The organism is Paenibacillus sp. VTT E-133291, assembly GCF_002264395.1.
Lineage (GTDB): Bacteria > Bacillota > Bacilli > Paenibacillales > Paenibacillaceae > Paenibacillus_AQ > Paenibacillus_AQ nitricinens.
Genome location: NZ_NFVA01000047.1, coordinates 1 through 22271 on the forward strand (window position 1 = coordinate 1; position 22271 = coordinate 22271).

At 42.9% G+C, this 22271-nt stretch carries 19 protein-coding genes and 1 pseudogene; 8 read left to right on the forward strand and 12 right to left on the reverse strand.

The window, feature by feature from the left end; genetic code table 11:
- Positions 1-228 (reverse strand): annotated as a pseudogene (locus CA598_RS18340) (RNA polymerase subunit sigma-70); the annotation flags it as partial.
- Positions 229-817: 589 nt separating this feature from the next.
- Here CA598_RS18340 and nrdI point away from each other — a divergent pair.
- Genes nrdI through nrdF form a run of 3 tightly spaced genes read left to right on the forward strand, consistent with a single transcriptional unit; the run spans position 818 to position 4247 of the window.
- Positions 818-1177 (forward strand): class Ib ribonucleoside-diphosphate reductase assembly flavoprotein NrdI, encoded by a 360-nt coding sequence (gene nrdI / locus CA598_RS18345; RefSeq protein ID WP_094871201.1) that lies wholly within the window; start codon positions 818-820, stop codon positions 1175-1177.
- Positions 1164-3248, forward strand: a complete 2085-nt coding sequence (gene nrdE / locus CA598_RS18350; protein WP_094877406.1) for a class 1b ribonucleoside-diphosphate reductase subunit alpha — start codon at positions 1164-1166, stop codon at positions 3246-3248. The genes nrdI and nrdE overlap by 14 nt, the downstream gene beginning before the upstream one ends.
- A gap of 39 nt (positions 3249-3287) precedes the next feature.
- On the forward strand, positions 3288-4247 hold the full coding sequence (nrdF, locus tag CA598_RS18355) for a class 1b ribonucleoside-diphosphate reductase subunit beta (RefSeq protein ID WP_094871205.1): 960 nt from the start codon (positions 3288-3290) through the stop codon (positions 4245-4247).
- 65 nt (positions 4248-4312) lie between these two features.
- Here the strand turns inward: nrdF and CA598_RS18360 are convergent, their stop codons facing one another.
- From CA598_RS18360 to CA598_RS18380, 4 genes are all read right to left on the reverse strand, one after another.
- Entirely contained in the window at positions 4313-4672 is a 360-nt protein-coding gene (locus CA598_RS18360) for a hypothetical protein (RefSeq protein WP_094871207.1), read from the reverse strand.
- A 465-nt stretch (positions 4673-5137) separates the two neighbouring features.
- Positions 5138-5911 (reverse strand): SDR family NAD(P)-dependent oxidoreductase, encoded by a 774-nt coding sequence (locus CA598_RS18365; RefSeq protein WP_094871209.1) that lies wholly within the window; start codon positions 5909-5911, stop codon positions 5138-5140.
- A gap of 507 nt (positions 5912-6418) precedes the next feature.
- On the reverse strand, positions 6419-7642 hold the full coding sequence (locus tag CA598_RS18375; protein ID WP_094877407.1) for a Ger(x)C family spore germination protein: 1224 nt from the start codon (positions 7640-7642) through the stop codon (positions 6419-6421).
- On the reverse strand, positions 7639-9153 hold the full coding sequence (locus CA598_RS18380; protein WP_094877408.1) for a spore germination protein: 1515 nt from the start codon (positions 9151-9153) through the stop codon (positions 7639-7641). The genes CA598_RS18375 and CA598_RS18380 overlap by 4 nt, the downstream gene beginning before the upstream one ends.
- Before the next feature lie 144 nt (positions 9154-9297).
- On the opposite strand from CA598_RS18380, the gene CA598_RS18385 reads away from it, so the two are divergent.
- The gene (locus CA598_RS18385) at positions 9298-10401 is read left to right on the forward strand and encodes a GerAB/ArcD/ProY family transporter (RefSeq protein ID WP_094877409.1); all 1104 of its coding nucleotides are present in this window, start codon (positions 9298-9300) and stop codon (positions 10399-10401) included.
- A 78-nt stretch (positions 10402-10479) separates the two neighbouring features.
- Here the strand turns inward: CA598_RS18385 and CA598_RS18390 are convergent, their stop codons facing one another.
- Complete coding sequence (locus CA598_RS18390; RefSeq protein WP_094877410.1) at positions 10480-10893, reverse strand: zinc ribbon domain-containing protein; 414 nt, start codon at positions 10891-10893, stop codon at positions 10480-10482.
- A 287-nt stretch (positions 10894-11180) separates the two neighbouring features.
- Here CA598_RS18390 and CA598_RS18395 point away from each other — a divergent pair, with 287 nt between their 5' ends.
- Together CA598_RS18395 and CA598_RS18400 are read left to right on the forward strand one after the other, a co-directional pair.
- On the forward strand, positions 11181-11399 hold the full coding sequence (locus CA598_RS18395; RefSeq protein WP_042185808.1) for a PspC domain-containing protein: 219 nt from the start codon (positions 11181-11183) through the stop codon (positions 11397-11399).
- A 47-nt stretch (positions 11400-11446) separates the two neighbouring features.
- Positions 11447-12130 carry a PspA/IM30 family protein gene (locus tag CA598_RS18400; RefSeq protein WP_094877411.1) on the forward strand — a complete coding sequence of 228 codons (684 nt, stop codon included), beginning with the start codon at positions 11447-11449 and terminating at the stop codon, positions 12128-12130.
- Positions 12131-12166: 36 nt separating this feature from the next.
- Here the strand turns inward: CA598_RS18400 and CA598_RS18405 are convergent, their stop codons facing one another.
- Together CA598_RS18405 and CA598_RS18410 are read right to left on the reverse strand one after the other, a co-directional pair.
- Positions 12167-12871 (reverse strand): DNA alkylation repair protein, encoded by a 705-nt coding sequence (locus CA598_RS18405; RefSeq protein WP_094877412.1) that lies wholly within the window; start codon positions 12869-12871, stop codon positions 12167-12169.
- Between the two features lie 22 nt (positions 12872-12893).
- On the reverse strand, positions 12894-13511 hold the full coding sequence (locus CA598_RS18410) for a DNA-3-methyladenine glycosylase family protein (protein ID WP_094877413.1): 618 nt from the start codon (positions 13509-13511) through the stop codon (positions 12894-12896).
- A 222-nt stretch (positions 13512-13733) separates the two neighbouring features.
- On the opposite strand from CA598_RS18410, the gene CA598_RS18415 reads away from it, so the two are divergent.
- The gene (locus CA598_RS18415) at positions 13734-14372 is read left to right on the forward strand and encodes a 3'-5' exonuclease (RefSeq protein WP_094871228.1); all 639 of its coding nucleotides are present in this window, start codon (positions 13734-13736) and stop codon (positions 14370-14372) included.
- A 219-nt stretch (positions 14373-14591) separates the two neighbouring features.
- Here CA598_RS18415 and CA598_RS18420 read toward each other — a convergent pair whose 3' ends face one another.
- Both CA598_RS18420 and CA598_RS18425 read right to left on the reverse strand, forming a co-directional pair.
- Positions 14592-15548, reverse strand: a complete 957-nt coding sequence (locus CA598_RS18420) for a 3'-5' exoribonuclease YhaM family protein (protein ID WP_094871230.1) — start codon at positions 15546-15548, stop codon at positions 14592-14594.
- Between the two features lie 199 nt (positions 15549-15747).
- Positions 15748-18039, reverse strand: a complete 2292-nt coding sequence (locus CA598_RS18425) for an FMN-binding protein (RefSeq protein ID WP_094877414.1) — start codon at positions 18037-18039, stop codon at positions 15748-15750.
- Between the two features lie 493 nt (positions 18040-18532).
- Between CA598_RS18425 and hemH the strand changes: the two genes are divergently transcribed.
- Positions 18533-19546: a ferrochelatase gene (hemH, locus tag CA598_RS18430; RefSeq protein ID WP_094877415.1), complete on the forward strand. Its 1014-nt coding sequence runs from the start codon at positions 18533-18535 to the stop codon at positions 19544-19546.
- A 91-nt stretch (positions 19547-19637) separates the two neighbouring features.
- On the opposite strand, the gene CA598_RS18435 is transcribed toward hemH, so the two are convergent.
- Positions 19638-20090 carry an IDEAL domain-containing protein gene (locus CA598_RS18435; protein ID WP_094877416.1) on the reverse strand — a complete coding sequence of 151 codons (453 nt, stop codon included), beginning with the start codon at positions 20088-20090 and terminating at the stop codon, positions 19638-19640.
- A gap of 313 nt (positions 20091-20403) precedes the next feature.
- The gene (locus CA598_RS18440) at positions 20404-22218 is read right to left on the reverse strand and encodes an adenine deaminase (protein ID WP_094877436.1); all 1815 of its coding nucleotides are present in this window, start codon (positions 22216-22218) and stop codon (positions 20404-20406) included.
- Positions 22219-22271: the final 53 nt, after the last annotated feature.

Genomic DNA, 22271 nt, shown 5'->3' on the forward strand with positions numbered 1-22271 from the left:
CATGTCTTCTCCGGTGTTATCGAATTTTTTAACTATATGGGCGACAAGTCTCAAATTGTGCTCGATAAGCAAATTTCGGGCTTTAGCATCCCCTTCAGCCATCATGCCTAAGTATTTGCTTTCCTCCTGCTCCGAGAGCGGCTGTGGAAATGCGTTGTTCCTTACGTAGGATACCAGCAACGTCAGTTCTTTGATTAGCAACGCGATCGTACTTAAGAATCCAGGCAACTTGGCGACACCTCCCGCACTTGTACAATGAAACCGATCTGTTAGCCTTACGGGTTCATGGTCATCTTATTGTATGTGGGTAGATGCCTAGAAGTGCATGTACGGGGGAAATTGTACAAACCCATTATTAGTCTCACCGCTTTAGCTTCATTAATGTTCTCCTCCACTTGCCACCCGATTAAGTCCATGTACTTTAACCTACAGCTATATGCAAAGATTCTCTAATATCAGAAGCATATTTCTCACCCGTGATAGATGTTCCACCGCCTGCAGTTCTGCTCAACGGAACGACGCTAATTAGTCATGATAAAAATGATGCAGCAAGATCCAGCATCAAAAACAGTACAACTGCCTTAATAAACTGCAATAACCTGCGAATCTCCGCGATTTCAATACTTTAATAGAACGTTTACTAGACTAATTCCCAACAAATAAGGGCTCTTTCCATGTTGACTTTTCAACATATAGTGATTAAAATAAACAACGCACACTAAATATAGTATGGATATGATTTTCCAGTATTTACAGCTTATCTATTCAATCTTTACATATTTAATGTAGGTTTAATATATACAGGGGGAGAGACTCCATGCTAGTCGCATACGATTCGAAAACAGGAAACGTCAAACGCTTCATTGGTAAGCTTAAGCTGCCAGCTGTGCAGATTGAAGAGCATATGACCATTGATGAGCCTTATGTGCTTATTACATATACCACCGGCTTTGGACAAATTCCAGAGAAGGTGTCTACTTTCTTAAAGAACAATTATTCCAATTTGAAGGGCATCGCCGCCAGCGGCAACAAGAACTGGGGCGAGCTGTTCGCGAATAGTGCAGACTTGATTGCAGATCGGTACAACGTGCCAGTTATTGGGAAATTTGAACTATCAGGCACATTTGGTGATGTAGAACGAATTAAACAGGAGGTGAGCCGAGTTGCGGCATATTGAATTAAACAACATGTTGATGAAGAGAGACGAAAGTGGCTTCTTTCAATTGGATAAAGACCTTGAGGCAGTAGCCGAATTTATGCGGGATGTAGAACGGCGTAGCCTGGTTTTTGCGAATACAAAGGCCAAGGTTGATTATATGATTGAACAGGATTTCTATGAAAATTTTTACGAGCAGTACAGCGTGGCTGAAATTGAGGAAGTTTATCAAATTACCCATGCCTACAACTTCAGTTTTCCATCTTATATGGCAGCTTCAAAGTTCTATACGGATTACGCTGTAAAAACCAATGACCGTAAGCAATATCTGGAGCATTACCCGGACCGTGTGGCGGCAGTTGCCCTTCACCTAGGACGCGGGAACGCCGACACTGCCAGCATGCTTGCCCGTTCAATGATGGAGCAGCGCCTACAGCCGGCGACTCCGACCTTCTTGAATGCCGGCAAGAGCCGTCGCGGTGAGCTAGTGTCCTGCTTCCTTATTGAAATGGATGACTCGCTTAATTCGATCAACTATGTACTAAATACTTGCATGCAGCTGTCGAAGATCGGCGGTGGCGTGGCTGTCAACCTGTCCAAGCTTCGCTCCCGCGGGGAGACCATTAAAGGGGTTGAAGATGCAGCCAAAGGCATTATACCTGTACTCAAGCTGATGGAGGACGGCTTCTCCTATGCTGACCAGATGGGTCAACGTAAAGGCTCTGGAGCCGCTTACTACAACATTTTTGGCTGGGATGTTCTTGAATTTCTCGACAGTAAGAAGATCAATGCCGATGAAAAAACAAGACTCAAAACCCTGTCCATCGGCCTAATCATTCCGAATCGCTTCTATAAGCTGGCGAAGGACAATGAACCGCTCCATGTATTTGCCCCTTACAGTGTGTACAAAGCTTACGGCACGCATCTTGATGACATGGATTTGGATGAAATGTACGATAAGCTGCTAGCCGATCCACGTGTCAAAAAGAAAAAGGCCATGAGCGCACGGGATATGCTGACCAAAATCGCCATGATCCAACTGGAATCTGGCTATCCATATATTATGAACAAGAGCAACGCCAATGAAGCTCATGCCCTGAAAAACGTAGGACAGATCAAAATGTCCAACCTCTGCACGGAAATCTTCCAGCTGCAGGAGACCTCTGAGATTGCCGACTACGGGCAGGAGAATACTATCCGCCGTGATGTTAGCTGCAATCTGGCTTCCTTAAACATTGTCAACGTGATGGAGCATGGCAAAATCCGTGAATCGGTACATGAGGGCATGATCGCCCTGACCGCTGTCAGCGATATGACCAGCATCTCCAATGCCCCAGGCGTAGCCAAAGCAAACAAAGAGATGCACTCGGTTGGTCTCGGTGTTATGAATTTACACGGCTATCTGGCCAAGAACAAGATCGCCTATGAAAGCGAACAGGCTCGCGATTTTGCCCGGACCTTTTTCATGACCATGAACTACCATTCACTGGAGAAAAGCATGGAGATCGCTGCTGCAACTGGCCGGTCTTTCCAGGGATTCGAGGCTTCTGATTATGCGACAGGAGCTTATTTTGAGCGTTACCTGACTACAGATTACCGCCCTGTAACGCCAAGAGTACAAGAGCTGTTCGGTGATATTTTCATCCCATCCCCTGCGGACTGGGAACAACTACGCGATGCAGTAAAAGCAAAGGGTCTATATCATGCTTACCGTTTGGCGATTGCGCCAACTGCCAGCATTTCCTATATTCAAAATGCCACTTCAAGTGTTATGCCTATTGTAGAGCAGATTGAGACACGGACTTATGCCAATTCAACGACTTACTATCCAATGCCGTACCTGCGGCCGGATAATGTATTTTTCTATAAATCGGCTTACCAAATGGATCAGTTCAAGGTAATCGATCTGATCGCGGAAATCCAGCCCCATATCGACCAGGGCATCTCGACCGTTCTGCATGTGAACAGCGATGTCTCCACCAGAGAACTGGCCCGCTCCTATCTGTACGCGGCGCATAAAGGTTTGAAGTCGCTGTATTACACCCGGACCAAAAAGCTGTCCGTTGAGGAATGCCTCACCTGCTCTATCTAACTGGAAGGCTATAGCCGCAGAAAAGGAGATTGCCATATTATGACCGCTATCCAAGCCGTTAACTGGAACCGTCCTGACGACGATTTCTCATTGATGTTCTGGAATCAGAACATTATGCAATTCTGGACGGACGATGAAATCCCATTATCCGATGATAAAATGTCCTGGCTCACACTCAGCGAGACAGAAAAGGATTCCTATATGAAGGTACTCGGCGGACTCACGCTGCTGGATACGATTCAAGGCGGAGTAGGTATGCCGCAGATTATGGAGCATGTCGAAGGCCTTCAGCGCAAGGCTGTGCTTGGCTTTATGGGCATGATGGAACAGATTCACGCCAAATCGTACAGCAGCATCTTCACCACTTTGTCCTCCACGGAGGAGATTGACAGTGTATTCCGCTGGGTTGAAGAGAATCCTTATCTGCAGTTCAAGGCAGAGACCATATCACAATATTACAAAAAAATAGATTCACCCAAAGATCTGTACCTTGCCATGGCAGCCTCAGTACTGCTCGAGAGCTACTTGTTCTACAGTGGCTTCTTCTACCCCCTATATCTGGCCGGTCAAGGCAAAATGACTTGCAGCGGTGAGATTATCGACCTTATTCTACGGGATGAGAGCATTCATGGGGTATATGTCGGTGTACTGGCGCAGGAGATCTTTGACGGGCTTCCAGAGGACGAGCAACGCGAGCTACACCAGAAGCTGGTAGACCTCCTTAGACTGCTCCATGAGAATGAAGAACGTTATACAGAGCAGATCTATGCTCCCATCGGACTGGTGGACGAGGTTAAGACTTTCCTTAGATACAATGCCAATAAAGCCATGATGAATCTGGGCCATGATCCGCTATTCGACGAGGAAGAGATCAACCCGATTGTTCAGAATGGTATCAGTACCCACACCAAGCAGCATGATTTCTTCTCGAAAAAAGGGAATGGATACGTGCGGGCGCTTAACGTGGAGCCGCTAAAAGATGAAGACTTTCAATTTTAAATATAGATAAAGTAAAAAAGTGCGGAGAACATTCTCCGCACTTTTTTGCTAACTGTAATATTAGATTATTGCAAACTTTTTAGGTATGTTCTGGCTTCTTCGTAGGTATCGTAAGCATCTGCAAAATCTCTACCAAAAATACGTTTCAATTGCATTCTCCAAATTGGATTTTTAGTTACATAAGCCCATCCTGCTTGACCAGCTTCACTCGCCATCGCACCTGTAGGGGCTAGCATAGCTGCAACCTCAGGAGTAAGTACACTTTTAGATTCAGTTACATCAGTTGTTCCTGTAAATTTAGGTTTAACAAGCTTCATGATATTTTCAAAGTCTTTAAGGTATCCTGGAACATCTTCAGCTGAAAAATCAATAGATACTACATCGATATGGTTCTCATTTTGGTTGTACTTAATTGTGTATGGCATAATTTTTTTCCTCCAAGTTTTAAAGTTATTTTTTTAATAATAGAGATGAAAATGTATGTAACTTCACAGACAAAAAATACCTGCCCCAGGCTTTTTCAGGGCGAAGACATCTACTTCCTGTATCGTTTTTATAACAACACCCTTTCTAGAATATTAACTAATACATATTACCTATATTATTATCGACAAATTTCTTTTTTTATTTATATTAAAATACAATTTTCTACAAATTCCAACATATCCATGGTCATATTTTCCTTAATTCATTCATTTTTGTGTATCAGCTGTCCCTTACAACCATGCAATTTGCCAACATACGAAGAATCTGTTTTTAGACAACTAAAAAAGACTCTGCGTGCGACTTCCAATTTTAATCCAGTCACCCTACAGGTTTTTGGAACCAGAATACGCCGCAAAGCCTTTAATATTATATATTAGTTGTTATATAAGTAAATTAATCCTTAATTACTTTGTTGCGGAATAGCCCCCGTCAATCACATGTGCTGTACCTGTAATAAAGGAAGCCTCATCACTTAGTAGGAAGCATGCAAACGCAGCTACTTCCTCAGGCGTACCGTATCTGCCCAGAGCCGTTCCAGAAGCGATAAGAGATTGAAGCATCTCTACATCATCAGACAACAGCTTTTCATATCTGTTCATGGTTGGTGTTGGGATAGGACCAGGGCAAATAGCATTTACTCTGATGTTCCGGTGACCCACTTCTTTGGCAACCGATTTAGTCATGCCTACAATGGCATGTTTACTTGCTGAATAGGCTGCATCATTGGCCATCCCAATGAAAATACCATGCAAAGAGGAACAATTTAGAACGGAAGCTCCGGATTTCATATGTGGTAATGCATAATGCAACATGTAGAATTGGCCATTAAGATTTGTCTGAATCACCTTTTGAAACAATATCGGATCATATTCTGTAACATCCGCATTATCTCCTGTAATTGCTGAGTTGTTGTAAAGGCAATCAATTTTTCCGTAGGCTGCCAATGTTTGATCTACAATATTTTTGCAGTCTGCTTCAAGAGAAACGTCTGCCCGAACAAACAACGCTTGCCCGCCTAAAGCTTTGATTTCTTCAACTGTGTTAGCTCCAGCATCTGATCGATTGGCAACTACTACAGTACCACCCTCACTTGCTACTCTTAAGGCTGTAGCTTTTCCGATTCCTGTACCTGCACCTGTAATAATAACTACTTTGTTCTCAAATCTGTTGCTACTCATTATGTGCACCACTTTCTTCTGTCTTTTTCAGGAGGAGGATTCGAACCTCATAGACCCTAAAGTCACCTGATGCAATGCGAATTGGAACATTTTTGCAGAAAAATCGACAAAATTATCCTCTATATGACAACTTTATTGTATTTAATTGTATATAGCAATCAATATTTTGATCGACATAAAAAATACACCCCTTAGAATTTCATCAGAAAAACCAGAAGTTTTATCCAATGTATATTCTAAGGGGTTTGGTAGTTTGCAAATCCGTCGTTGTTAATGAAACCATATTCCAAACAAATTATTTATTGGCTTATAGATAAGGATAATTAGAAACAGCGGACTGGGGATGTTCAACTTTAACAACGCGCATAAGGTCGCGCCAAGCCCCAAAATCCAAAATATAAAATATACGCTAAGATCACGTACTCGGCGCTTTCGTATTAATTTAGGCAAATCAAGTGCCATACAACCAACAGCAATCACCAAAAAAAACAGTATTATCATTTGGCTTCACTCCTTGATTTTTTCAAGAAAAGAATTATCTGTTAGACCTACGCGGTTAATAACTACTGAGGCACTATAATGGATGGGCAATGATTTAAGGTAATCGTCGCCCTTTTTTTGCTGTAGCTTTGCCCAAGCTTTAGGGCTGGCATGGTAGATCGATTGTCCAAATCCCATAATATCAACATTGAAGCGATTAGTTACTTGCTCCACAGTGTTTTGCATCCGTTCTATAATCCGTTCCTCTGTTTCCTTTTCCAAACGTCTTATGGTGCTCTCCGATTCCAAATTTTCTGTACTTTGCACTTCTTCAATGTTGCAAAGCGCCTTCACATTAAGGTAAATATGCGGCTCTCCATCAATAATTTTCACTTTGCGTTTGGTTGAAGCCTGGATCGCTTCGATAACAATGGGCTTTCCGTCTTTTCCAGCTATCGGGCCAGAATGTGAGGTTACCTTATCGTTGATATAATTGTAACCAATCGTTTCACCCTCGTTTAGCCAACCGATCAGTTTGTCTTTTCTGAACACAGCTACAGTATGGTATTCCAATCTCGCCTTAGGCATTGTTCGCTCTACATTGCTTTTATCTCCCCCCTCTTTGGGATCTCCCATAACTTCCACTCCTGTCAGTACAGGATGTTCACCTTCAGCCAATAAATTTTCAATAAAATCATCCAGCGTGACAGCGACTGTTTTTGCTGAATCTTTATAAGAATTATCTAGGGAACTAAATAATTTGTTCGCTGGTAATTTATCCATAGGTGTAAGGACATTCAAGACATCGCTGGCGGTTGTATCTCTGGCAACCATAACGTAGAAATCCATTCGAGCTTCCCGACTTCTTTTAAATACGTCAAGTATCTCGCCCACTCCGGAGCGGGCAAGTTCCTCCCCAATAACCAACACCCGGATATGACCAAGATAACTCGTCCTGGAACTATCCAGATTCAACTTACGCTGCGCATCATAAAACGTAGGTACCGTAAATTTATAAACAACCACTGGGACTCCAGTGCCTCCCCCTCCTCCATTCGATTGTGAGGAAATCGCAGATGGAATAACGACCTGCATCGAAACTGTATAACCAGTTTCAGCCTTATCGATCCCTATCCCCAGGACAAAGGCTACCTCATTTAGCTCCTTTCTTTCCCAACAGCCACTTAGCACTAGCGTAAATTGGAGAGCTATCATCAATCGAAGAGCGCCTCTAACTAATTTTTTATTCATTGTGTTGATTCCTCATCACTGGATGTGCTTTGACGAAATAGGTTCTGCGTTTTGTTCTCAGCAGGTCTTGTCTTTAAAAAAGGCCACGGAAAGCGAAAAACAGAGTCTTTTAAGTCTTTTGAATTATAAGGTCCGAGCGGACTCATGTAAGGCATTCCGAAAGAACGCAAACTCGACAAATGCAGTACGATGATAAAAATTCCGAATAGAATTCCAAATAATCCGATAAATCCGGCAAAAGCTATAAGCACAAAACGGATCATCCGCGCAGCTATAGACATTCCTGTCTCCGGAATAACAAAACTAGAAATGGCTGTAAGCGATACAATAATGACCATTGCAGATGAAATAAAACCCGCTGCAACCGCTGCTTGCCCAATCACCAACGTTCCGACAATGGAAATCGCCTGTCCAATATTTTTAGGTATCCGCACCCCGGCCTCCCGCAAAATCTCATAAGTCATTTCCATGATCAGCGCCTCGACAAAAGCAGGAAAAGGAACACTCTCCCGCTGGGCAGCTAAACTAATTACAAGATTGGTCGGTATCATCTCCTGATGATAAGTAGTAATCGCAACATACAATGAAGGTGCAAGCAAAGTAATAAAAAACGAAATAAAACGAACTAACCTCAGCAATGTTCCAATATCGGCCCTTTGGTAATAATCCTCAGCAGACTGAAAAAATGCTACAAAAAATGTGGGTACCAATAGTACAAAAGGAGTTCCATCAACAAGAATGGCCACTTTTCCTTCCAAAATACCTGCTGCAATCGTATCCGGACGATCACTGTTGTATACGGTAGGAAAAGGTGTAAATACCGTCTCTTGAATAAATTCTTCAATATATCCACTCTCGAGAATACTGTCCGTATCAATTTTATTCAGACGGCGTTTTACTTCTTGTACCAACTCCTTATTCGCTATGTTGCTTAGATACATAATGGATACGCTAGTTTGAGTCACCCTTCCGATCTGAACGGTTTCCAGCCATAAATGGCTATCTTTTATTTTCCGCCGAACCAGTGCCGTATTCGTCCGCAAATTCTCAGTGAATCCTTCCATTGGACCACGTACAACCGATTGGGAACTGGGCTCCCCTACATTGCGGTCTTCCCAGCCAGGTAAACCGATCCGGAGAGCGGTGGATGTCCCATCGAGCAGCAGCATTACACTACCGGACAATAATTCGTGTACAAATTGGCTGAAATCAACGATGACGGTTAGATCACCGGCTATTAATATCTGTTTCTTAATGATCTCAATCTTCTGCTCGGGCTCAAGCTTCCCCAGCTGTTCATAAGGAATATGTTCCTGCAAAGAATACAAAATTGAATTATGCAGCACCTGAGTATCCACAAGACCATCTATGTAAATCAAAGAAATATGAGTGTTTTCTTCTATCTGCAACTCTTTGATCACTACATCAGAGCTTTCACCCATCAATTGGTACAACTGAGCAATATTGGTTTTCAATCGATTTGATAATCTACCAGTCTCCGAACTCTTCATGATGTAGCCTCCACTTCACTTAGATTAATGAGTATAGTTTGATATTAATTTTGATAATTATTCCTTTCTAATTAAAATTCGGAATGGCATAATTCTGGTAACTACAACCATACTAAAACTAGTCCAATAAATTTGAGGGGGTATATGCATTTGGAGAAAGATCGAATTAGTACCAATCAAATGATTATACTTGGGTTATTCACATTTATTGGGGATATGGCACTTGTATATCCAGCGTTAATGATATCAGGAGCGAAACAAGATGCATGGATTGCTGCTTTGATTAGTATTCCCTTGGGCCTAGCGACCATAAAACTGTTGCTCTGCTTAGCAGACATTGAACCAAACAAGAATATTATCGAGCTTAGCCTACAAATTCTAGGAAAATGGGCCGGAACTGCTGTAGCCTTGTTCTATCTAGTGTTCTTCTTGATTGCCGCTTCAACTTACATAAGAGAAATTGAAGATTTCATGTGTACACAGATTTACGAGAAGACACCCGGTGGGGTTATCCGTTTTATGGCCATTTTCCTACTGTTATATGGTGTACGACTGGGTCTGGAAACATTGGGACGGGCAGCTCAGCTTTTTTTCCCTTTGTTTGCAGTTTTTTTGATCGGTCTGCTGCTTCTGCTGACTCCCGATGTCAAAATGGAACGTTTATACCCCATTATGAACACACCAGTACCGGACATGCTCCATACTTTGATGTATGGTGTTTTTTATCCTTTTGGTGAATTATGCGTGTTTCTTATGGTATATCCTTATGCTCAGAAGAATAGCAAAACAAGCCGGGATATTTTCATAGCCCTGATCATCGGAGCTCTGGGACTTAACCTCATCTTATTTTTTTCACTTACCGTTCTTGGTGTTTACGCTTCTGAACATCAATTTTATGCCGCATATATTCTTGCTCAAAAAATTAATATTGCTAATTCCCTACAACGTATTGAAGCGCTTATGGCTACTGCATGGATTATCAGCACGTACTTCAAAACAGCCATTTATTACTATGCTTTAACCTTAGGTACAGCCCAATTATTTAAACTCAAAAGCCACCGTCCTCTGATCCTACCCACTGGATTTTTGTTATTTGGTATGTCACAACTGATTGCCAAAGACATCATTTTTTATGTAAAGGAAATCCCCGCCTACTGGGTAGATTGGGATTTCACCTGTGCATTTGTTCTGCCGCTTATGTTGCTAATTGTCTATTATTTCAAGAAACGTTTTGCTGCCAAGGTTTAAACAACCTCTCTCCTAAAAATAAAAAAGGACAGCTATTAAGCTGTCCTTTTTTCCATGAATTCCTTGTATGCAGTAAGTTTATTCCTTCTTATCCAAAGTAATCGACGATGGTGTTACATCACGAATAGGTTCATTGGATGCTTCAAAAGTTGATCCACAACTCGGACAAAAGCGAGCCTCAATAGCCACATTGCCACCGCATGCTTTACACTGCTTCACATCTGACAACCCAGCGATTTGCTGCAGATTGACCTCAATCTCCGATTTCAGTTCAAGAATACGGGAAATATTCTTCTCGATCTGCTCACTCGGCAGTGGTCCTGCTCCTTGTGTTACAGCTTCAAACAACAGTTTACCCATTACTTGATACTGCTGGTCAATGTCATTCTGCTTGCTGTTGTTCTGTAATTTCAAACGATTGATCTCCACCACTGTCTTTGCCTTATTCCCAGCCTCGCTTACGCCTGCCTTTACCTTGTTAAAAAAGCTCATGTTCAGCCCCCAATTCCGTAGTAGTCATATATAAGCATATTTCGACACCGCCACAAGTATTCCTCTCTTTATTGTACCTAACTTCAACCGCGATTTGTAGTTCATCCACAATCATGAACTTATTTCCCCCGCCTTCCTGCGGGAACGAACCTCGACTCAGGTCTGGTATTTAAAACCGCCTTCAGGCCGTTTTGCCGCTTTCGAAAAGGCTATACAATAAGTACATAAGCAAGCGGGTTGCAAGATTTAATAATACTCACCCCCATAAGAGAGGATGACAATAATAAATGAAAAAATTATATCGTTCCAGAAGTGACCAGAAAATTAGTGGTGTATGCGGAGGTCTTGCCAGTTGGTCAGGCATCGATGCCACAATTCTCCGTCTCGTAACGGTTGCGGCAGCACTTTTCAGCTTCGGTACCGTACTTATCTTTTACTTTATCGCCAGCATCATCGTCCCTAAAGAACCTTTTGGCAGCTTTTCGGATGGACATGATTTCTATTAACAGATCGTCCTTTAATACCAATCAAACATACTAAGGAGAGATATAACATGAGTTTATTCAAAAGAATTTCCACCCTTACTAAAGCTGCCCTACACGAAGGTCTGAACAAATTAGAAAATCCAGTGCTACTGACAGGTCAGTATCTGCGCGATCTTGAGAACGAAATAGCTGCGGCAGAACGCAATGAGCGTGATTTAAAAGTTACAGCGAGTGTATTGGAACGCCGTAAGCAAGAATATACTCAGTTGATAGAGCAAAGCGAAGCTGAAGCCGTTCAGGCGGTTGAGCAAGGAAATGAAGAAAGAGCGCGCCTTGCACTCATGGCCAAGCTGCGGTATACAGAACAGCTGGATGAGAGTATCAATAGTCAGGTGCAAACGCAGCAATCCCTGGCAGAGCTGGAGATCAATATCGCTAGAGCTAAAGAAGAGCGCGAACAGCTTAAAGCGAAAAGAACTGAACTTATCGCTCGTGCTCAGCAAGCTACAGAAACACTAAGCTCCGCTCCTCATAGCAACAGTGTAAAAGGACCTAATGTGGGTACCGCTTCACGTGGCTTCGAACGAATGGAAGAGAAGATTTTCGAGTGGGAAGCTCTGGCGGAAAACGCCAAGTATAAATCCAACTCAGGAGCAGGCGCAGCTTCGTCCATTGATCCTAACCTTCGTAGTGCTGTTGATGATGAAATTGAACGTATCCGCAACCGGAAAATCAATACCGACAAAAAATAAATATAATAACAGGCCCCTTATTTCTCAGCTACTGAGCTATATAAGGGGCTTGTTTTTTCTATTCCTCTTCATCCCGCGAATCATTTTTTTCGATTCCGGATCTACACGGTAAGACTCTGTGATTTTCTGCAAAGCTTTGTTATAGGTGAAATCATCTAAAGTATTAGTTCTCAAATAACCTATCGTAGCCGCAGGCAGCTTCACATAACACATCGATAACGCCCAAGAAACTGCCATTTTTACATAATACCCCTCATGTCTGACCTTATCGAGTAGTTGTAAAATCCGGTTGATGTACGCTTCTTCAATAAAGAAATTAAGCATCATTACTACCGCAAATCGAATCTCGTATTCTTCGTCAGATGATAGATACGGAACTATAAAATCCCACATCTGTTCTTTATTCTTCAAGGTAATCTTCAGTCCTGTACAAAAGCTATCACATACCGACCAGTTATCGATTTTGGGGATAAAATCTGCGATATATCGCAGGATGTCTTCAAGCTCTGCTTTCACGTAACCAAGCACCATACCCTGCAGCATTACTTCTTCAAAATAATCTGACTCGGCGTGCTCCAAATAGGCTCTCCAGTCACCCTTTGCAATGGTTTTGGCGAGTTTACGCAGCTCCGGTAGCCTGACTCCTATCACATTATCAATCGTCGGAAGTAAAGCCGCAGAAAACTTCTGGTAGTCCGCATCTGCCAACTCCACTAGCTGTTCCTTTATTGATTTCTCCACTATAATGCTCCCTACGTATTAATTATTGAAATGAAATCTCCCATAAATATATGGAGGCTACCGAACCGAATGGTGAGTACCTGAGACGGTATTGTTCGAAGTCCTCTTTGGTAAGCGTATCAAGCCCATACAACTTCATCATGCCACGACGAATGGCGATATCTCCCCAACTAACTACATCTGGGCGCTCCATACAATTGATAAGCATCATCTCTGCTGTCCACTTACCGATGCCTTTTAACTTCATGAGTCTTTGAATAACCTCTTGATTGGATAACCCATATAGTTCCTCCAGCTTAAACGCCCCATCAGCAATCAGCTTGGAAATGTCATGAATACAAACCGCCTTTTTCATCGTCATACCGCAACCCTGAATCTCATCCGCCGTGTGTAAAGCTAGCTGCAGCGGAGTGATTTCTCCGAATTGAGCCTGCGTTCTTGTCCAGATGGTCCGAACTGCTTTGACTGAGATTAGCTGACCTACTATGGCATAAATAAGCGCAGTGAAAAGATCTGGAATAATCACACGTTCCACTTTCCCCATTCGCGCCATCGCCGCACCTAGCACTGGGTCCACACTTCCGAGGTAATCGATTTCTGCTTGTCCATATTCAAAAAATTTAGTGATTACAACTCCCAAAGTATGTCCTCCCGTTTTTGAGCTTAACAATAATATACAATATCTATTTTGCAGTGTACGGATTCTTGAATAGGATAGCAAGATAACGAAACTTGAAAAAGCTACAACACTTCTTGTACACCTTATTTTTACTCAACTACTATTTGTAACTTGTACTAGATTGTATTTATCATTTTACTACTTTAATATGAATGTATATATGATAGATGAGGAGCTTTACGAATGGACTTTATAGCAATTGACTTTGAAACGGCGAATTCCAGTCGATCCAGCGCCTGTGCTTTAGGACTTGTGGAAGTTAAAGATGGCGTTATCACTGCAGAACATTCTTGGCTGATCGATCCGCAACAGCGGTTTGACGGCATGAACATTTCGATACATGGCATCACCCCCTCCATGGTAATCGGTCAACCTACTTTTCACGAATTATGGCCCGCCGTTGAACCTTTGCTGCATGGACGAATCGTTGTAGCACACAATGCCGCTTTTGATATGAGTGTACTGCGGTATTGCCTCGATGGGATGTCCATAAGCTATCCGAGCTTTCAATACTTATGTACTTATTTATTAGGGAAAAAAATGCTGCCCGAGCTTCCCTCTCATAAACTTAATGTAGTATCCGAGCATTTCGGCATTGAGCTGAAGCACCATGACGCTCTCGATGACGCACGCGCAGCGGCTTTAGTTCTATTAATGCTTATGGAGCGAGAATCACACCTTGACCCGCTTTTGCTCTCTAGCAGCCAAGGATATACTAGCGGAACAATGTTTGCTGGTGGATACACTCCTTTTTCTGCTCGTAAGAGTAAGCCTGCTAAGAAACCTGTGAACAATCAAAGAACGAAAAACTTCTATTTATAAGAAAATATTAAGTTGTTTAGCAAAAAACACCCAATCGGCTTATAACAGCTGGTTGGGTGTTTTGCATTCGAAAATGATATAGCATACATGCCGATTCATTCACTATGAAGAAATCTAACCTTGCTGGTCATTATAGGGAAGAATTCCGTATATTCTATCAGCGATCAGTGAACATCCCATCGGTTCATCCAGATCACCAACCAAGATCAACACAACATACTAAATCTTCATCCGATATACTGCTTTATTCTCCAATCCTCTGATGAATGGCGTCCATTCTTCGGTTTCTGGTGTGGTATCCAGCGCATCCTCGACCATCTGCAGCTTCGCATCCATCGCGTCAATATGATGCAGCGCTACGGCCTCAGCCGTTTGCGGCTGAACAGGACTGCCCCATTCACCCAGGTTATGGTGTGACAATACGAGATGCTGTAACGCTAGAACCTTCTCTGAATTCAAATCAATGTCTAAACGGATGGCCGCTTCCGTAATCCAGTTAGATGCCATCGAAATATGACCAATCAGCTTACCCTGAACACTATATTCTGAGACAATCCCGAGCTGAGAGACCATCTCCTCCGGCTTCGCGATATCATGCAGAATAATTCCAGCTTTCATTAAATCTGGATTCAGGAATGGACGCTGCTTGCACAGAAAATCCCCAATCTCCAGCATACGGACCATATGATAAGCAAGTCCGGCAAAATAAGCATGGTGATGCGTTTTGGCAGCCGGATAATGCATCAATTTCTCTTCCACTTTGCTTACACAAAAGGAGACAATCGAAGCAATCTCCGGATCTGTAATGCTTGCCATAACCCCTTTAATCGTATGAATAAGGTCTACTGGACGAATAGGAGCGGAGCGAATGAAATCCGTTAACGCTACGCCATCCTCATCGTTCACCAATCTGATTTTGGTTACTTTGATTTGCAATTTCTCACGATAAGTGTGCGCAATCCCGCGAACCTTCACCAGTGCCATAGGAAAAAAAGTTTCTTTATCGGTTGTGCTGACGTCCCAATATTTCGCGGACAATTGTCCACTGGAATCTCCCAAGACCAGGTCGAAATAATCCTTTGGAGGAGTACCGTTCGTTTGTTTGATCGCTAGCTCTCTTAAGAGATAAAAGCCAACAAATTCATCCTGTGGAGCGAGCTGTTTAATTTGTGTCATGTTGAAGCCTCCTATTAATAACAGGCTTTGTACCTGCCCTCTATATTAAACTTTAGACACTCACGTCCAAAATCCCTTTAAATCACTATACGATCTATTTTCACTTTTATGTACAGGTAGATAAAGGAGGTTACTCCACGGGCCATAATATGGCTCTAGAATAACCCCCTGTATAGATTAACTATTGATTGATAATTGCTTATTTACCAGCGGATTCAAGGGCTGATTTAATAGCTTCTACCACTTTTTCAGATACTTCTTTCTCAGCATCATTATTTCCGAAGGCTGCTGCGCGATATCCATACTTGTGTAAGCTATAACCTGTGGAAGTCGACTCAATCTCGCTCTTCACAGCCAGCTCAGCGTCAGTCAACTGGTTAACCGGTCTTGTATTTCCGTTTTTATCTAAATAGTAAACGAGCATTTTAACAGGAACGCCATGTTCTACATATGTCATAACATTCACAAGCTTATCAGCACTTACACCAATGAAGATTCCATCAAAGTAAGCCGCTTTATTAGCTTCTACAATTTCAGCTTTCCCGTATGCTCTATCCACCGCAGTCTTGAGAGCTACACTACTACTAGTTGCACCGGAAACAGCGTCTACAGCTTGCACAGCTTCTCTAGTACCTGCTGCAAGGAAGCTAGAAGTCAATTGTGGAATTGCTTTTACCACCTCTGGGTAAGCAGCTTTGCCTCTATCCACAAGATTCATTCCTACACGATACAAAGCAACATTTACGATCTTACCGTTACGTAGTGTAACGTCTGCTCTATTTGTTCCTTTATCATAAGCATCACCAAATGCAGTAAACGTTCCGTCTTTATAGGTCCCTTGAACTTTGGATGCGTTAGTCAAAGCATCCGTCAGTGCAGCTTTGGCAGCTGCGGATAGCTCCTCTTGACCTGTGATATCGGACATTTGCACACCTTTTTCAAGTAATCCTGAAGTAAGTGTACCCACCAGTGATTTTTGTTCTGCACTTAGCTTGTCATCAGCGATCAGCTTGCCGTCAGCACTGAACAAGCTTACTTTAATGTTTGTAACTGCATCTGAAGCCATATCAACAAGCAGTAATACTTTAGATCGGTTATCTACACCTGCGAATTTTCCGTCAAAATATCTAACTTCACCAGGAACCTTTAGTGCTTTTTCAAAAGCTCTTTCTACGGCTTGGTTCCAACCGTGACTGCTTTCTGTAGCGCCAGAAATTCCATCAACCTTCTCATCATAGTTAGTGAAGTAAGATCCATTAGCAAGCAACTTAGCTGTCATCGGAGCATTAGCTTTTACAACTTCCGCATAAGCTGTTGCACCTCTGTCAATTAGGTTGTTCCCAAGTCTGAACAGCTTCACATCCACTAGCTTACCGTTGCGGATCACGATGTCAGCTCTTTCAACACCCACACTTCTTGCAGTTCCATAAGAGGAATAGAATCCGTCTACATAAGCAGAAGCATTGTCAATCTTTGCATTCTGCTCAGCATCCCAGAAGGCATTAATCGCAGCCTTAAAGTCGGCTTCGAGTCCTGCAACAGGCTCTGCAGCTGTTCCTTTAGCCAGCAATGCTGGTGTTATAGCTGCAACTGCTGCGGATTGCTCAGCTGTGTAGGCCTTCTCATCCACGAAATCACCGGCACTGTTCAGCGGGTACACCTTAACAGCTGTGAGCTTATTGGATTCGTAGGTTGCAAATACTGCATATTTACCTGAAGGATCTATGCCCATATGAACACCATCAAAGTAAATTGCATCTGTATCTTTCACTGTTAGAGCTCTTTCAAACGCTCTGTCTACAGACAATTTCCATCCATTACTAGAGCGTGTTGCTCCCGAAACAGCGTCTACTGCAGCTGCTCCATCTCTTGTCTTGCCAATCAATTTATTCTCCATCAATCCATAAGCTTGCCATAAAGCGCTATAATTGTTACGAGCATCTCTGTCGATCAGCTTAGGGCTGGTTCTCAGGAGATCGATGCTAGTAATTTTTCCATCTTTAATTTCGATCTTAGCGCCTTCGGTACCTTTGGAGTAAGCATCGCCATACGCTACGTAAACTCCATCTTGATATACATTTTCCTTAACTGTAACCGGAATTGCTGTAGGCACAGGCTTAACAGTCGCTGCTGGAACTACTGTAGCCGCTGGAGCAGCGGTTGCTTTTGGCGTTGTAGCTGGTTTTGTCGTTGCTGCTGGTGCCGCTGTTGCCTTTGGGGTTGCTACTGGTTTTACCGTTGCTTTCGGTGTTTCTACTGGTTTTGCTGTTGGCTTTGGTGTTGCTACTGGTTTTGCTGTTGCTTTTGGTGTTGCTACTGGCTTTGCTGTTGCTGCTGGTTTTGCTGTTGGTTTGACTGCTGGTGCATCCGCTTCTTCAGAAGCTGCGGATACTGCATCCACCTTCAAGTTCAAAGCAGGCACATTAAGTGTGTAAGCAAATGGCGCTAACAATATTGCCGCGCTAACCGTTAAAGAAATTAGTTTTTTCAATAAAATTCTCCTTTACCAAATCCCCAGTGATATATAGCTTTTCTTAACCAAACTTACCTTTCACAGTGCCCCTTCTCTTCTTATGAAGCGTGACTTCTCTCTTCATAAGAACCCATCCCCCCTCTCATGCCAATGCGCGACCCATCACTTTCCAAAAAAGAATGCCTTAAATCTATTCATTCCTTCCTTTTAACAATAAACCGCATAAAAGGTGAAATAATTCACATAAGATGATAGAAAAAGAATGAATGCGTTTTTTCATCAATTTCTGGTTTGATACTACCAAAGTTTTCCGCCATTCCTCTGTATCTAAAATCACACACCCTATAAGAAATATCACTATTTGCTCAAGATTGTGATTTTTAATAATCTTTTCCAGAAAATATCCCCTCTTCCTCTTCCTTATGTAAATAACGTGATCTCGATTATTGTGTTTTCAAGAATAGATATGCTATTTTAAAACGATCTCTAACATGGGAAGGAGTCAAATCCATTGCACAAACAGCCACCTATTGGAGTTATTCTCGCCCAAATTGGCACACCTACTGCACCTACTGCAAAGGCGGTACGTCCTTATCTGAAACGTTTTTTATCCGACCGCCGAATTATAGATTATTCACCACTGCTCTGGCAGCCTTTGCTGCGAGGCGTTATTCTGCGCTTTCGTCCACGCCGCTCGGCTGAGCTGTACAGACAAATCTGGACAACAGAAGGATCACCTTTACTCTCCCATTCATTAACTCAGCAGTCTGGTTTGCAAGCATTTCTAGGTCCGCATTATCAAGTAGAGCTGGGCTTAGCGTATAGCGAACCCAGTATGGAGCAAGCAATGAACAAATTGGAAGCTGCCGGAGTCACACGAATCATCATTGTGCCGCTATTCCCGCAATACTCGTCCACTACGACGGCATCTGTCTTCGATCAAGCAAGTTTTGCTGCATTAGGACGCCAAAGCTCCACTGGACCGGTTACGAAGCGACTGATTCCAGCGCTCAGATTTATAGATGCTTATTACAATGAACCCGGTTATATTTTAGCTATGAAGTCGCATTTACTTCAGCAAATGAAACTTCTGAACTCTGATCCTGATTATTTCGTACTAACCTTCCACGGCATCCCCAAGCGTTATGCAGATACAGGCGATCCCTATCCAGAGCAATGTATGGAAACCGCGCGTCTTCTCGCTTCAGCTATGAATTGGGAGCCCGAACGCTGGCAGCTTACTTTTCAATCACGCTTCGGACGCGAAGAATGGGTAGGTCCCTCTACAGCTGATGTTTTGGGAAAGCTAGCGGAACGCGGAATTCATAAACCTTTGATATTCTCACCGGGACTTGTAACGGATTGTCTGGAAACGCTGCACGAGCTAGCAATAGAAGGGCGCGAACAATTCGAGGCTGGAGGAGGACATGCTGAAGACTTCACAGCGATCCCCTGCTTGAATAATCATGAGGACTGGCTTCAATTTCTGGCTCAGCATGTTGCACAAAACGCCATAGGCTGGTAACATAAAAAACCGTCTTGTCCGCAAATATTCTTTGCTGCAGACAAAACGGTTTGCTATGCCAGTTCATAAGATCTAAGAATTAAAAAGATCCTTAAGCTGTAAGCTGCTTATATTTAGTAGTCAGTTCATGGAACCATTGCTTATCCTGTAAGGTCAATGCAAAGTCGATCAGCTCGGCGATCTCACTCGGCTCTAAATCAGCAGAGTCATTAAACGAGACTTCAGCCATTGCCGTAGCTTCTCCGTTCCCATCCTCTGCATAATTATAAGAGAAGCAAATCTTAATATCACTTTCCAGAAATTCATTACGCAGGAAATATAACACCTCACACATTAACACAGGTCTAACATGATCCTCAAAGACACATTCCATAACCTTTGCCCAATACTGCTGGTTGCTGAGGTGTAGCTTATCATTGGTTAAGAGATATTTCTCACCCTGAAAATCGGTGACAAATCTCAGCTCAAGCGGCTTCATTTTAAAAATACTAGCCATTTGCTTCATGCTAATATTTAGAATGTCTTGCGTTTCTAGTCTGATCATCTCTATGCACCTCGTCCCTCTTAGTTGGGCTATCTGAAATCTAATGATATCTTTAATTTCGTTATATGCCAATCATGTAAAATTAACTCTATCCATTCACTTTAATTTTTATCTAATTTAACATTATTATCGTCAACTGACTACGCTTTGTTAATATTTTTTCATTAATTCCACAAAAAAAATGTTTCAATCTTTGTCCATCTGTTTAATATGTATACTTAAAAAACTTAAATCTCATTATTTTCATAACAAAAAAACTGTTCAGATTGGTCATAAACGACCTCTAAACAGTCTTTTGCCTACTTGTTATTTCTTAAACAAACAGCGGCACTAGCTGTATTCCGTCTTCCGGTGAAATCCGAACCAGTCCTTTATCTGTAATTCGCAATGTCGGGATAACTGCCAAAGCAAGCAGCGATAAGGTCATAAACGCGTAGTTCAAAGTACAGCCAGCATCATATAGCGCTTTGCTGATCGCAGCTGATTTTGCAGCAGCAATTTCGAAGGGTTCCGTGGACATTAGGCCTGCAATAGCCAGCGGGAATAACGTCTCTCCACTGGACGTGATCATGCAAACACCACCCTGGGCATCCGCCACCGCATTTGCAGCTTTAGCCATTAACTCATCATCATTGCCGATGACGAGTACATTATGACTATCATGAGCAACCGTCATTGCAATGGCAGCCGGCTCTTTAAATCCAATACCTTCGACAACGGCCACTGATTTATTGCCTGTACCTTTATGTCTTTCGAGCACGGCGATTTTGCACAAACCTTCTATAGCATTTACATCCAGTTGCCCCTCGACTACTGGTATCGAAACCATACGCTCAATAGTCTCCACATGATTTTCTCTTACTTTAATAACTCTTGTAGTAAGTTCACCGGTTTGAATTGGAGCAGCAATGATGAAATCTTCTGAAGTAGGACGCTGTGGCAAATGAACCGAAGCCAACACTTCCTCCGGATAGGTGAATTCAGCAAGCTCTGCCGTCATTACTCCGTTCTCAGCAACAACTGCACCTGCGGCAATCGTCAGCACTACATTAATATCTGCCAAATTCCCGTCCAGAAGGATGATATCTGCAAAAGAACCCGGAGTAATAGAACCGATATCCCGCGCTAAACCAAAGCGTTCAGCAGTATTAATGGTAGCCATTTGGATAGCTGTTATGGGCTTAACACCTTGAGCAATAGCATCACGCAGAACGAAATTCATATGCCCCTCATCTCGTAAGGATTCCGAACTACGATCATCCGTTACCAGCATCATTCGGCGTGTATCAATGCCGTGTTCTGTATGGGCTGTAATTGTTTTAGCCACATCATGCCAAGCGGAGCCACGGCGCATTTTGGCATACATCCCCAGTCGAACGCGCTCAATCACATCGTCTGCCGTCACACACTCATGATCGCCAGTCACACCTGCCGCCGCATACACGGGCAGTCTCCAGTCGCTGGAAGGCCATGTGAAATGACCGTCTACAAATCTGCCTGCCCGCAGCGTAGCTTGAATTTCTCCAAGCATTTTCTCATCGCCATAAACAACGCCAGGAAAATTCATCACTTCACCCAGCGCAATCACGTCAGGTCCCCAAGTAAAGGCTTCTGCCACTTCTTCTGGTCCAATAGAAGCTCCCGTTGTCTCGAATTCCGCACCTGCCGCAGGCACACAAGAAGCTACCTGCATGTAAGCCGCTAACGGTGTTCCCCGCATCTCATCGAGCATTAATTGAATCCCTTTCAGCCCGAATACATTAGCAATCTCATGAGCATCAAAGAAACCGCCTGTTGTGCCCAGCGGCAGAACCGCGCGTGAGAATTCTGTAACGGTAAGCTGGGTGCTCTCAATATGACAATGGCCATCGAGTAGTCCCGGAGCTATATACTTACCGTTCGCCTCAATGACCTGAGTCCCTTCACCAATCATATGTGTCACATCTTTACCAACATAAGCGATACGTCCACCTTGCACACCAACAGACATTCCTTCTAAAATTTCACCAGAGCATACATTGACCAGCTTCCCACCTGTAATTACTAGTGTTGCCGGTTTATCTCCTCTGGCCGTAGCCACAAGCTCAGGTACACAATCTGCTAAAGGCTTTCTTGTAAAATCTGTCATTTTCATCTCTCCCCCGTTAGTATCCATGTGCGTTCTTGATGTAGTGAATAGAT